Source organism: Allomesorhizobium camelthorni (assembly GCF_011045125.1).
Classification (GTDB): domain Bacteria; phylum Pseudomonadota; class Alphaproteobacteria; order Rhizobiales; family Rhizobiaceae; genus Allomesorhizobium; species Allomesorhizobium camelthorni.
Genome location: NZ_JAAKZF010000064.1, coordinates 18,899 through 28,976 on the forward strand (window position 1 = coordinate 18,899; position 10,078 = coordinate 28,976).

Consider the following 10,078-nt stretch of genomic DNA (forward strand, 5'->3'; position numbering starts at 1 on the left):
GGAGGCAGGGCGGCTTATGCCGGCTTGCTGCCCATCATGCCGGCATAAACCTTCACTATTTTGGAAATCTCGCGATTGGCTTTCCGTACGTCGAACTTCTCGGGATCGAAGTCGCCGAGCCACTCGCGAATATCCGCGTGATCCGGGTGTTCCGGGTCTCCGGCGATGTCCAGCATATCAAGGTAGCCATAAGGGCCGCCGCAGTCCTCCGGCGGCCCGGCGCGTGCTCCCTCCAGACAGCGCGGCGGCTTGTCGCCTTTGGCGATTTCGCGATGTGCGAGCACATCGAGACGATGCCACCAGTCGTCGCCGAAATCATACTGGAACAGCGCATCCACGCCCGGTCTAAGAACATCTCGGACGATGACGCCCTCCATCGCCAGACTCTCCTGATCGTCGAGGTCGTCGTCGTCCAACTTGATATCGTAGCGTTTGCCGTCGATCTCGAAGCCGAACATGTGCGATGCCTGCCAGCCTACGGCTCCCTGCACGACGGCAGCCAATCCAACGAGCGGCATGTCGTCGGGCACGAGGACAGTCCGCCAGACCACCGGCTCCAGATCGAGCAATTCGATACGTATCTCATACATCTTCGGCATTCGACGTCTCCCGCTGTCCTATGGATTCTATCGGTAAGACGCCGTTGCGTTAAGACTGGAACTACTGGAAATCGAAGGCGCTCAAGCCCGTCACCATCTCGTCCAACCCGAGCGGCCGAGCCGTTTTGTTGCGGGAAATGCCATGTTATGCTCCAGCCAATGGAGTTCCAATTGATGAACCAGACTCTGAAGAATGCCATCCAGGAGGTCGACGCACTTCCCGAAGACGAGCAGGAAGAACTTGGCCGCGCGCTGATGGACATGGCTATCCGCAAGAAGATCGATGCCTTGCTGGCGGAGGCTGAATCGGAGGGCGGCGAAATTCCTGCCGAAGAGGTGTTTCGCGACCTCCGGCAGCGCTATGGCGCCTGACGTCGTATTTCGAAAGCGGGCGAGCGCCGATCTCGCCAATCTATTCGACTATTTGAACGCACTTAACCCTTCTGCCGCGCAGTCATATGTCGCCGCCGTGAGAAGTGCGTGCCTTGCGCTCAGTGACTTTCCCGAAAGGGCGCGTCGATACGACGATCGTCCGCAACCACGTCGTTTTTTACCGCTACGAGGCCGATCGACAGCGGTCATCGCGCGGATAATCGACGGCCGCCGCAACATGGAGGCGATCCTTCGCACCGCCAGGAGCCCCTAGCCGAAATCGCTACTGAAATCGAAAGCGCTTAGTCCCGTCACCATCTCGTCCAGCCCGAGGTCGGGCCGTTTTCGTTGCTGGAAATGCCGTGTTATGCTCCAGGCAATGGAGTTCCAATCGATGAACCAGACGCTGAAGAAAGCCATTCGCGAGGTCGAAGCACTTCCCGAAGACGAGCAGGAAGAACTTGGTCGCGCGCTGCTCGATATGGCGCTGAGAAAGAAAATCGACGCGCGGCTGGAGGCTGCCGTCAAACGGGGCGGGGCGACGCCGCACGACGAGTTCTTCGCTGAACTTCGTGCTCGCTATGGCGGCTGAAGTCCGATGGCTTGATCAAGCGAAGGACGACCTTGGGGAGATTCTCGATTACATAGCTGCTGAGAACCCGCAGGCCGGGGGACGCTATGTCGCCGGACTTTATGCGGCATGCGATAGGCTTGCCACCTTTCCGATGTCCGGGCGACGTTTCAATGACGAGTTCAGGGTTCTGATCTTCCGCAACCATCTCGTTTTCCACCAGTATGACGAAGCAGCCGACATCGTCTCGATCGTGATGGTTCTCGATGGCCGCCGCGATCTGAGCAGATTTTTCGAGCAAACTGTCTGACGAAAGTTGGGGCCGGTCTACTGGAAATCGAAAGCGCTCAGTCCCGTCACCATCTCGTCCAGCCCGAGCGGCCGCGTCACCGGCGGTTCGGCGCGCGAGAGGCAGCCTGAGCGCTCGCAGAGGCGGCAGGTCGGCCCGACCGGCGTCGAGAGGACAGCGCCTGACTTTGCGCCACTGCCTGCGGGACGGCCTGGCAGCGCCGCGCCATAGACGATCTCGTCCTTGAAACCAATGTCGCAGCCGATCAGGATCGCGGTGCGGCGCGGACGCTCCGAAAACGCGCCCTGCGGCCCTTCCAGTGTGCGGGCGACGCAGAGGAATTCGGCACCGTCCGGCATCTCGACCGCCTCGACGAAGATCTGACCCGGCTGGGTGAAGGCTGCATGCACCGGCAGCTTGGGGCAGCCGCCACCAAAACGGTTTTGCGGAAAACCCTGCGCGCCTGCCTTGCGGAAGCGGTGCCCGGCATTGTCGACCTCGAGCATGAAGAACGGCACGCCAGGAGCGCCGGACCGCTGCAGCATGGTCAGCCGGTTCGCCGCCTGCTCGAAGGAGACGCCGAAGCGTGATTTCAACACGTCGATATCATAACGGGCGCGCACCGCCGCCGCCTGAAACGCCTGGTAGGGCATCATCAGCGCGTGGGCGGCATAGCGGCCGAGTTCGAAGCGAGCGATGCGCCGCGCCTCGTCGGAAGAAAGCTTCAGCCCCTGGATCTCGCCAGCCACCGCGACCTGCATGCGCATCAGGCAGGCTTCCATCGCCACTTCGCGCAACTGGTCGAAAGGCGACAGGCGTTCGGAAATGAACAGGCGTTGCGAGTGGCGGTCATAGCGCCGCCGCCAGTTCGGCATCGTCGCCACCGGCAGCACCTTGACCACGATGCCGTATTCGCGCTTCAGCCAGGCCTTCAGCGCGCCGAACAGATCGTCGCCCGAATCGAGCAGCGCGGTGAACGCCTCCGCCTCCTCCTCCAGCGCCGGAAAATGGTTCGGGTGGCGCTCGAAAATCTCGCGCACTTCGTCGAAGGGCAGCCTGGCGCCGAGTAGCGCGGTCGCCCTGCCCTCGCGCGCCAGAAGCTCGGAAAGGTCCGACAGCCTTTCGGCCTGTTCGCGATAGGCCCGAAACAGCTTTATCATCGCCGCGGCCGCGTTCGGAGCGGCCTCGGCGACCTCGATCAGTTCCTGGTCGCCCGGCAATTCGCCGGCAAGCAGCGGATCGGCGAACATCTCACGCAGCGCCGTGATCGAGCCGCGCGCTTCGCCCTGCAACTCTTCCGGATCGACCTTATAGACGGATGCCAGCTTGAGGATGAGCTGCACCGTCAGCGGCCTCTGGTTGCGCTCGATCAGGTTGAGATAGGAAGGCGAGATCCCCAGCCCTTCGGCCATTGCCGTCTGGGTCAGGCCGCGGGCCGTGCGGATGCGGCGGATGCGCGGCCCGGCGAAGATTTTTTGCTCGGCCATGGGTCGGACCTACGCCGCGGACCCAAGATAATAGGAAATGAACAGGCAAATCAGTCCGATGACGCTGAGAGCAAGCTGCGCAATTAGCGGCTTTGACCTGGATCGCGTGGAACTCATCGCCGCTATCGCAGACACCGCAACTCCGGCGAAACCAACACCTGATAAAACCAGTAAGCCGTCTGAGAGTTCGCCCGCCACGAAACTCGGAAACGAGAGAACGAGCAAAGCCCCATTAAGAAATGCCGCCTGAAGCACCACAGAAATGGTGGCTGGCAGGCCTATGGCGGTTCGCGGCCGAGCAGCGGCTACATCGTCCCCTCCCATCGTTTGTCGGTGAACCAGTTCCGCAAAACCCCCGACACAGAAGAACACGATCAGAAGCTGACACAGGGCTGCCAACGGCAGAAGCAGAGTTGGGAGAACAGGCATTCAAACCATCGTGACTGTGATATTTACAGGAATTTACACGTAATTTGCGAAATCTCTCTGCAGGGCAACTTTTACAGCTTTGACAAATTTACAGCCTTCCCCAGTCAAACACAACACAGGTTTTCCCTTATTTTCTACCGCACTTGGCGATTTCCCTCGCTTGTCCCGCACTGCAATGTAAATGAAGTCATATACGGATGCGCCACCCGCACGGGAAGCCACAAGCAACCTTCGACTGACTGGAGCCGATCTATGACCGATTTTTACAACCTCGTCCCCTCCGCACCGGAAGGCCGCTTCGACGGCATCGAACGCCCCTACGCGCCGGAGGCCGTCACGCGGCTGCGCGGCTCGGTCCAGATCAAATACAGCCTCGCCGAAATGGGCGCCAACCGGCTGTGGAAGTTCATCCACGAGGAGGGTTTCGTTAACGCGCTCGGGGCGCTTTCGGGCAACCAGGCCATGCAGATGGTGCGCGCGGGCCTGAAGGCGATCTATTTGTCGGGCTGGCAGGTCGCGGCCGACGCCAACACGGCGTCTGCCATGTATCCCGACCAGTCGCTCTACCCGGCCAATGCCGCGCCAGAACTCGCCAAGCGCATCAACAAGACGCTGCAGCGCGCCGACCAGATCGAGACGTCCGAGGGCAACGGCCTGTCGGTCGACACCTGGTTCGCGCCGATCGTGGCCGACGCCGAGGCCGGTTTCGGCGGCCCCCTCAACGCCTTCGAGATCATGAAGGCCTTCATCGAGGCGGGCGCCGCCGGCGTCCACTACGAGGACCAGCTCGCGTCCGAGAAGAAGTGCGGCCATCTCGGAGGCAAGGTGCTGATCCCGACAGCGGCCCATATCCGCAATCTCAACGCAGCGAGGCTTGCCGCCGACGTGATGGGCACGCCGACGCTGGTCATCGCCCGCACAGACGCCGAGGCCGCCAAGCTTCTGACCTCCGACATAGACGAGCGCGACCAACCCTTCGTCGACTACAGCGCCGGCCGCACGGTCGAAGGCTTTTACCAGGTCAAGAACGGGCTGGAGCCGTGTATTGCGCGCGCCGTCGCCTATGCGCCCCATGCCGATTTGATCTGGTGCGAGACCTCCAAGCCCGATCTGGCGCAGGCCAAGAAATTCGCCGAGGGCGTGCGCAGGCATCACCCGGACAAGCTGCTCGCCTACAATTGCTCGCCGTCCTTCAACTGGAAAAAGCACCTGGACGACGCAACGATCGCCAGGTTCCAGCGCGAGCTCGGCGCCATGGGCTACAAATTCCAGTTCATCACACTGGCCGGCTTCCACCAGCTGAACCACGGCATGTTCGAGTTGGCCCGCGGCTACAGGGACCGCCAGATGGCCGCCTATTCGGAACTGCAGGAAGCCGAGTTCGCATCCGAAGCAAACGGCTACACCGCCACCAAGCACCAGCGCGAGGTCGGCACCGGCTATTTCGACGCCGTCTCGATGGCGATCACCGGCGGCCAGTCCTCGACGACGGCGATGAAGGAATCGACCGAGCACGACCAGTTCAAGCCGGCGGCGGAGTAGGCTAACGGGACAGTTTACTTTCTTTCAGCAAAAGGCCGCGACGCCTCCAAGTCGGCTCGGGCGGAAAAAAGTAAACTGTCCCCGGCACCAAACGAGGAACGCCCGAAAGGGCGCAACAGGCACGAAGGAGAATCTCAGATGGCATCGATCAGTCGCGTCAAGGAAAGAGCCGAGGAACAGTCATCGGCCATGAACGCCGACCAGCAGGCGACAATCCGGATGCTGGCCAACGACCTGCACCGGCTCAACCAGTCGGTGATGAAGGCGGTGGAGGCCGGCGTTTCCGTCGAACTCGTTCGCTCGGCGCGCCACCATAGCGGCAATGGCAATTGGGGCGATCTGCTGATCCCGGTGATCGTCACGCAGTCCAGACAAAGCGACTAAAATACAACCTGTCCGGATAACGATATTCTCACGGTCAGGTTTGTTCCCGACAACACAAGGGCAGCCTTCCTTTACAAATTGAAGGCCGGCTGCCCTTGTTTTCTTCATTCCTGCAAGATTTTCGCCGACTTTAAGCTTGACGTAAGCGTAATGCCGGTTATGTTCCCGCCTCGCAACCGTAAATTGAGCGCTTGACGATCGGCATTTCCAGCATGACCAAATCAGGCCACGAACCGGCGAACGGCCTGTTCACGAACGCTGTCCCTCTTGGCGCTCCTTTGACGCCGGATTTTTCCCGCGTTCTCGTCGTTGGACGCTCGCCGGTAAACCGGGTCGTCGTGTCGAAGATCATCGAAAAGTCAGGCCTCAAGCCGATTTCCGAAACGCCGGAAGCGGCGGCAAAAATGCTGCGCACGGTTTTTCCAGGCACCGTCATTCTCGACGGCGGCGCCGACAACAGGGATTGCGAGGGGCTGATGGCGCGGCTTGCCTCGTTGCGCAGCGCATGCCGCCATGATGCCCCCTCCGTCATTCTGCTGGCGACGAAATCGCATTGCGAGGCCGATCCGGCGCCGCTCGCCGCCGTCGACGCGGTGGTCGCCAAGCCGATCACCACCGAAATGCTGCAGCCGGTCATCGACCGCCTGCTCGAGCGGGCGCGCCAGTAGCCCCCTTCCTTTCCGCGTTGCGGCCCGGCTATACTCACGAAATCCGCAACCACAATCTGGTGATTGATGCCGCCTGCAAAGAAGGAAGTCCGCCCGTCGAGCCGCGGGGGACGCGCCCGCACGCCCGCATTCGTGAAAAACCTGCGTGGCGTGAAGAACTGGAAGGAAGCCCGCGAGTGGCTGGAATGGCGCGGCATCGAAGACATAGAGTGCATTACCCCCGACCAGGCAGGCGTCGCCCGGGGCAAGATGATGCCGTCGAAGAAGTTCACGTCCAACACCTCGCTGGCGCTGCCTTCGGCGGTGTTCATGATGACGATTTCTGGCGGCTACCCCGAAAACGGCAACGGCTTCGCCTATCCGGAGGATGACGGCGACCTGAAGCTGATGCCCGATCTGTCGACGCTGTCGGTTGTGCCGTGGGAGAGCGACCCGACCGCGCAGGTCATCTGCGATCTCGTCCACCAGGACGGCCGCTCCGTCGAGTTCACGCCGCGCAACGTCCTGAAGCGCGTGGTCGCCGCCTATGACAAGCGCGGCCTGAAGCCGGTCGTTGCGCCCGAGATCGAGTTTTATCTGGTGCGCAAGAACCCCGATCCCGACTATCCCCTCGTGCCGCCCGTCGGCCGCTCGGGCCGCCCCATCGGCGGCGGGGCCGGCTATTCGATCGCCGGCGTCAACGAGTTCGACGAGCTGATCGACGACATCTACCATTTCTCCGAAAGCCAGGGCCTGGAGATCGACACGCTGATCCATGAGGAAGGCGCCGGCCAGCTCGAGATCAACCTGCGCCACGGCGATCCGATCGAACTCGCCGACCAGGTGTTCCTGTTCAAGCGCACCATCCGCGAAGCGGCGCTGAAGCACGAGACCTACGCCACCTTCATGGCCAAGCCGATCCAGGGCCAGCCCGGCTCGGCCATGCACATCCACCAGTCGATCATCGACAAGAAGACCGGCAAGAACGTCTTTTCCGACCCGGACGGCGGCGAGAGCGAGGCTTTCGGCCATTTCATCGGCGGCATGCAGAAGCATGTGCCCAACGCGCTGGTGATGTTTGCGCCCTACGTCAATTCCTACCGGCGGCTGACGCAGGCCGCCTCCGCCCCGGTCAACACCAAATGGGGCTACGACAACCGCACGGTCGCCTTCCGCGTGCCGCGCTCCGACCCGGCCGGCCGCCGGCTCGAAAACCGCATCCCCTCCTCCGACGCCAATCCTTATCTGGCGGTCGCCGCCTCGCTCGCCTGCGGGCTGATCGGCATGTCGAAGCAGATCGCGCCCGACGCGGCGATGCTCACCACCGCAAACGAGGACGAGATCGACCTGCCGCGCAGCCTGCTGGAAGCTGTCGACCTGTTCGAGGCCGACGAGGATTTGAAGGAGCTCCTCGGCCACTCCTTCGCAGCCACCTATGCGGCGATCAAACGGGCAGAGTTCGAGACCTTCATGGAGGTTATCAGCCCGTGGGAGCGGGAATATCTGCTGCTGAATGTGTGAGATGAGTAGTCGATGACAATCGTCGGGGTCGTGCTACTCTATCTTGGAGTTCTGAATGCCGCACTATCACTCGGTTCAGGCACCTGCACGGGAGGCTCCGCGGACGAACTAGTGGGAGGCCTGTACTCGCTGGCGCTCTATCTTCTGGGTTGGCTTCTGATCTATTTTTCCAACAGGAAAACTATCTCATTCTTGGTTTTCGTCCCTCTCATTCCAGTTGCTTGGTGGCAACTCCATTTTGTGATGACGCTTGGCTACGGCTTTTTCCTCGCGAACTTGGGCGCGTGCACCGTCCTTGGACATGGAGATTTTACCAATGGGGCTGCAGAAGGTTGGTTTGACGGTAGAGAAACGTTCTTCTTTTTCATCTGGCTAGCAGCAAACCTAGCATTCTTACTAGGGGCGGTAGCCTCCTATTTTATGCCACGAACAATTAGATCATCATGACCTACCAATCTCCGATTTCTCCCGGCATCTCGTGGTACGAGGACACGGTCGGCCCACGGCCCGAATATGCCTCACTCGACGGCGACATCCGCACCGATGTCGTCATCATCGGCGGCGGCTTCACCGGCCTTTCGGCGGCGGCGCACCTCGCCAAATCCGGCGTCGACGTCGTCCTGATCGACGCCAACCGCTTCGGCGACGGCGCGTCGGGGCGCAATGGCGGTCAGCTCGGCACCGGCCAGCGCGGCTCGCTCGACGACATGGAGGCAGCCTATGGCTGGACGCGCGCCAAGGCGCTGTTCGATCTCGCCGAGGAAGCGAAGGCGCACCTCCTGGAATTCGCGCGCGTCAATGCCATCGACATCGATTTCATGCCGGGCCAGATCTCGGTCGCGCATAAGAAGCGCTATGTCGACGATTACCGCCGCTACGCCGACTACATGCGAGAGAAGGCCGGCTACCCGCACATGACATTCATGGACGCCGCCGAGACCGCCGAGCGCGTCGGCTCGACACATTACTACGGCGGCATACGCGACACCGGCACAGGCCATATCCATCCGCTGAAGCTGGTCATCGGCACGGCGCGGGTTGCGGCGGAAGCCGGCGCGCGGCTGTTCGAGAACACGCGTTCCACGAGCCTATCGTCCTCCGGCGGCAAAATCCGCGTGACCACGCCGACCGGCGCGATCACCGCCGAAAAATGCCTGGTCGCGGTCAACGCCTATGGCGGTGAACTCGAGCCGGTCAGCGCCTCGCACATCATGCCGATCGGCTCGTTCATCGGCGCAACCGTGCCGCTTCCGGCCGACAGCCCGGTGCTTTCGGGCGGCGAATCCGTCGACGACTCGCGCTTCGTGGTGCGCTATTTCCGCAAGACGCGCGACAACCGGCTGCTGTTCGGCGGCCGCGAGATCTACACGGTCAAAGACCCCAAGGACATCCACATCCACATCCGCCGCCAGATCGCCGAGATCTATCCGGCGCTGAAGGACATCGAAATCACGCATGGCTGGGGCGGCTATGTCGGCATAACCGTGCCGCGCAAACCGTTCGTCCGCGAAGTCATGCCGGGCGTGATTTCCGCCGGCGGCTATTCCGGCCACGGCGTCATGCTGTCCAATTTCGTCGGCAAGCTCTACGCCGAGACGGTTGCCGGCAACCGCGACCGCCTGAAGCTGTTCGAGGAGCTGAACATCCCGCCCTTCCCCGGCGGCCGCCGCCTGCGAGCCCCGCTGCTCTTCCTCGCCCTCAACTGGTTCGCGCTCAGGGATAGGATTTAGAGGAGGAGAAGATCGTCGGTGAGGTTCGTTCACCGTACGATTCCAGTCACTCATCAACATCGTAGTCATGGCTTTTCTGACCGAGTGATCAATGCCATACCTTGGGCTATTGGGTGTGGCGAATTCACTGATACGGGGGCAATAAGCAATGGCGGATAATTCCCAACAAATTTTGGATGACGTACTGGCTCAGCAGCGTCAAGAACTCCTCCCGGAGGTATCCGATCAAGATTATTTTGAGCTTTTCTGCGCAGAGCAAATTCTAAAGGACTTCGACCTTTCGTACGAAGAAATTCAAGCTGGCATCGTTGATGGCGAGCACGACGGTGGAGTTGATTCGATTTATTCGTTTGTGAACGGCGAGCTGATTTACGAAGATTTTGATACGACACCCTTCAAAAAAGATGTTAAAATTGAGTTACATGTTATCCAGTCTAAGACATCTGGAGGATTTAGCGAGGTACCTTTAAACAAGCTGATTTCTTTAACCCGCAACCTTCTGAAGTT

13 protein-coding genes are annotated in these 10,078 nt (G+C 60.9%); 11 read left to right on the forward strand and 2 right to left on the reverse strand.

Annotated elements, in window-relative coordinates; all coding sequences use genetic code 11:
• Nucleotides 1-14: 14 nt before the first annotated feature.
• Complete coding sequence (locus G6N73_RS27205) at nucleotides 15-599, reverse strand: plasmid pRiA4b ORF-3 family protein (RefSeq protein ID WP_165033098.1); 585 nt, start codon at nucleotides 597-599, stop codon at nucleotides 15-17.
• A 174-nt stretch (nucleotides 600-773) separates the two neighbouring features.
• Here G6N73_RS27205 and G6N73_RS27210 point away from each other — a divergent pair, with 174 nt between their 5' ends.
• From G6N73_RS27210 to G6N73_RS27225, 4 genes are all read left to right on the forward strand, one after another.
• The gene (locus G6N73_RS27210) at nucleotides 774-971 is read left to right on the forward strand and encodes a hypothetical protein (protein ID WP_165033099.1); all 198 of its coding nucleotides are present in this window, start codon (nucleotides 774-776) and stop codon (nucleotides 969-971) included.
• Nucleotides 961-1,245 (forward strand): type II toxin-antitoxin system RelE/ParE family toxin, encoded by a 285-nt coding sequence (locus G6N73_RS38745; RefSeq protein ID WP_165033100.1) that lies wholly within the window; start codon nucleotides 961-963, stop codon nucleotides 1,243-1,245. Before G6N73_RS27210 ends, G6N73_RS38745 begins: the two co-directional genes overlap by 11 nt.
• A gap of 120 nt (nucleotides 1,246-1,365) precedes the next feature.
• Complete coding sequence (locus G6N73_RS27220; protein WP_165033101.1) at nucleotides 1,366-1,563, forward strand: hypothetical protein; 198 nt, start codon at nucleotides 1,366-1,368, stop codon at nucleotides 1,561-1,563.
• On the forward strand, nucleotides 1,553-1,852 hold the full coding sequence (locus tag G6N73_RS27225) for a type II toxin-antitoxin system RelE/ParE family toxin (RefSeq protein WP_165033102.1): 300 nt from the start codon (nucleotides 1,553-1,555) through the stop codon (nucleotides 1,850-1,852). The genes G6N73_RS27220 and G6N73_RS27225 overlap by 11 nt, the downstream gene beginning before the upstream one ends.
• A 17-nt stretch (nucleotides 1,853-1,869) precedes the next feature.
• Here the strand turns inward: G6N73_RS27225 and G6N73_RS27230 are convergent, their stop codons facing one another.
• Entirely contained in the window at nucleotides 1,870-3,318 is a 1,449-nt protein-coding gene (locus tag G6N73_RS27230; protein ID WP_165033103.1) for a helix-turn-helix domain-containing protein, read from the reverse strand.
• Between the two features lie 681 nt (nucleotides 3,319-3,999).
• Between G6N73_RS27230 and aceA the strand changes: the two genes are divergently transcribed.
• The 7 genes from aceA to G6N73_RS27265 all read left to right on the forward strand — a co-directional run.
• Nucleotides 4,000-5,289: an isocitrate lyase gene (gene aceA, locus G6N73_RS27235; RefSeq protein ID WP_165033104.1), complete on the forward strand. Its 1,290-nt coding sequence runs from the start codon at nucleotides 4,000-4,002 to the stop codon at nucleotides 5,287-5,289.
• 138 nt (nucleotides 5,290-5,427) lie between these two features.
• Complete coding sequence (locus G6N73_RS27240; protein ID WP_165033105.1) at nucleotides 5,428-5,673, forward strand: SMc00767 family acetate metabolism repressor; 246 nt, start codon at nucleotides 5,428-5,430, stop codon at nucleotides 5,671-5,673.
• 212 nt (nucleotides 5,674-5,885) lie between these two features.
• Nucleotides 5,886-6,341, forward strand: a complete 456-nt coding sequence (locus G6N73_RS27245; protein ID WP_165033106.1) for an ANTAR domain-containing protein — start codon at nucleotides 5,886-5,888, stop codon at nucleotides 6,339-6,341.
• 66 nt (nucleotides 6,342-6,407) lie between these two features.
• Nucleotides 6,408-7,841, forward strand: a complete 1,434-nt coding sequence (locus tag G6N73_RS27250) for a glutamine synthetase family protein (RefSeq protein ID WP_165033107.1) — start codon at nucleotides 6,408-6,410, stop codon at nucleotides 7,839-7,841.
• 12 nt (nucleotides 7,842-7,853) lie between these two features.
• Nucleotides 7,854-8,288: a hypothetical protein gene (locus tag G6N73_RS27255; protein WP_165033108.1), complete on the forward strand. Its 435-nt coding sequence runs from the start codon at nucleotides 7,854-7,856 to the stop codon at nucleotides 8,286-8,288.
• On the forward strand, nucleotides 8,285-9,571 hold the full coding sequence (locus G6N73_RS27260) for an NAD(P)/FAD-dependent oxidoreductase (protein ID WP_165033109.1): 1,287 nt from the start codon (nucleotides 8,285-8,287) through the stop codon (nucleotides 9,569-9,571). Before G6N73_RS27255 ends, G6N73_RS27260 begins: the two co-directional genes overlap by 4 nt.
• Nucleotides 9,572-9,719: 148 nt before the next feature.
• A partial coding sequence (locus tag G6N73_RS27265; protein WP_206079110.1) for a hypothetical protein occupies nucleotides 9,720-10,078 on the forward strand: 359 nt, incomplete at its 3' end.

Bases quoted from the DNA above. Each gene is read 5' to 3' on its own strand.
- G6N73_RS27250 (WP_165033107.1), top strand. From the start codon at position 6,408: ATGCCGCCTGCAAAGAAGGAAGTCCGCCCGTCGAGCCGCGGGGGACGC.
- G6N73_RS27245 (WP_165033106.1), top strand. From the start codon at position 5,886: ATGACCAAATCAGGCCACGAACCGGCGAACGGCCTGTTCACGAACGCT.
- G6N73_RS27210 (WP_165033099.1), top strand. From the start codon at position 774: ATGAACCAGACTCTGAAGAATGCCATCCAGGAGGTCGACGCACTTCCC.
- aceA (WP_165033104.1), top strand. From the start codon at position 4,000: ATGACCGATTTTTACAACCTCGTCCCCTCCGCACCGGAAGGCCGCTTC.
- G6N73_RS38745 (WP_165033100.1), top strand. From the start codon at position 961: ATGGCGCCTGACGTCGTATTTCGAAAGCGGGCGAGCGCCGATCTCGCC.
- G6N73_RS27260 (WP_165033109.1), top strand. From the start codon at position 8,285: ATGACCTACCAATCTCCGATTTCTCCCGGCATCTCGTGGTACGAGGAC.
- G6N73_RS27225 (WP_165033102.1), top strand. From the start codon at position 1,553: ATGGCGGCTGAAGTCCGATGGCTTGATCAAGCGAAGGACGACCTTGGG.
- G6N73_RS27205 (WP_165033098.1), bottom strand. From the start codon at position 599: ATGCCGAAGATGTATGAGATACGTATCGAATTGCTCGATCTGGAGCCG.
- G6N73_RS27220 (WP_165033101.1), top strand. From the start codon at position 1,366: ATGAACCAGACGCTGAAGAAAGCCATTCGCGAGGTCGAAGCACTTCCC.
- G6N73_RS27230 (WP_165033103.1), bottom strand. From the start codon at position 3,318: ATGGCCGAGCAAAAAATCTTCGCCGGGCCGCGCATCCGCCGCATCCGC.
- G6N73_RS27255 (WP_165033108.1), top strand. From the start codon at position 7,854: ATGACAATCGTCGGGGTCGTGCTACTCTATCTTGGAGTTCTGAATGCC.
- G6N73_RS27240 (WP_165033105.1), top strand. From the start codon at position 5,428: ATGGCATCGATCAGTCGCGTCAAGGAAAGAGCCGAGGAACAGTCATCG.